This is a genomic window from Variovorax glucosi (assembly GCF_051216695.1).
Classification (GTDB): domain Bacteria; phylum Pseudomonadota; class Gammaproteobacteria; order Burkholderiales; family Burkholderiaceae_C; genus Variovorax.
Genome location: NZ_JBPJZE010000408.1, coordinates 1 through 1,030, shown reverse-complemented (window position 1 = coordinate 1,030; position 1,030 = coordinate 1). Strand labels below are relative to the sequence as shown.

The following is a 1,030-nucleotide window of genomic DNA, read 5'->3' as shown; positions in this document are numbered from 1 at the left end:
GATCACCGCGAACGGGAATTTCGATGTTAAGCCCGCATCGTGCGTCACCTCGCTGTGCCGCACCGGCACCAAGGTCCTCGGCAATCGATCGATGGCGCTCGGCGGCAGCGACATGCAAGCCGCCGACGGCCGACCGGCCCTCGGCATGACGCTGCTGAAAGACTTCACGCCCGTCGACGCGACCGATCCGTCCCGGCCGCCCACCGAATGGGCCGGGCAGATCTACAACCGCGAGAACGGCAAGACCTACAGCTGCAACATGTCGGTCAGCACTGCCGGCAATCCGGCGGGCGAGCTGTTGCTGCGTGCGTACGTCGGGCTGCCGCTGTTCGGCAAGACGCAGCGCTGGGTGCGCGCCTCGTCGGACAACTGAATGCCGCCGGCTGCCGTGCGCGGCTGGCCGGTCAGTCGGTCAGGCGCACCACGCGCCCATTGCGCACGTCCAGCGATTCGCCATCGCGCCACGCGGGCCGCCCGTTGACGATGACGGCGTCGATGCCCTCCGCGCGCAGCGTAGGGGCCTCCCAGGTTGCGCGGTCGGCGATCCGACCGGCATCGAACACGGTGATGTCGGCAAAGGCGCCTTCGCACAGCACGCCGCGGCCGGGCAGGCGGAAATGCCTGGCGGTCAGCCCCGTCATCTTGTGCACTGCCTGCTCGAGCGAGAACAAGCCGACATCGCGGCAGTAGTGGCCCAGCACGCGCGGAAAGGTGCCCCACAGGCGCGGATGCGGTGACGTGTCGTGGGGCATGCCGTCGGAGCCGATCATGGTCTGGGGAAAGGCCAGCACGCGCCGCACGTCGGCCTCGTCCATCAGGAAGTAGATGGCACCTGCCGGCTGCAGCAGGTCGACAGCGTCTTCCATCGACACACCAAGGCGCTGCGCGATCGCGTCGAGGTCCATGCCCGCGAACTCGGGGTGCGGCTGTGACTGGGTAACGATGATCCGGCTCGACACCGCAATGCGGTCCTTGCGCAGGATGGTGGAACCCGCGCAGTAGGGATAGCAGTCGAGCGCGATCGGCTGGT

General features: G+C 68.1%; 2 protein-coding genes. One reads left to right on the top strand and one right to left on the bottom strand.

The window, feature by feature from the left end:
• The coding region (locus ACSFA3_RS26075; RefSeq protein ID WP_435508195.1) for a DUF2147 domain-containing protein at window positions 1-373 on the top strand (373 nt) is incomplete at its 5' end.
• Window positions 374-404: 31 nt separating this feature from the next.
• Here the strand turns inward: ACSFA3_RS26075 and ACSFA3_RS26070 are convergent.
• The coding region (locus ACSFA3_RS26070) for an amidohydrolase family protein (RefSeq protein WP_435508194.1) at window positions 405-1,030 on the bottom strand (626 nt) is incomplete at its 5' end.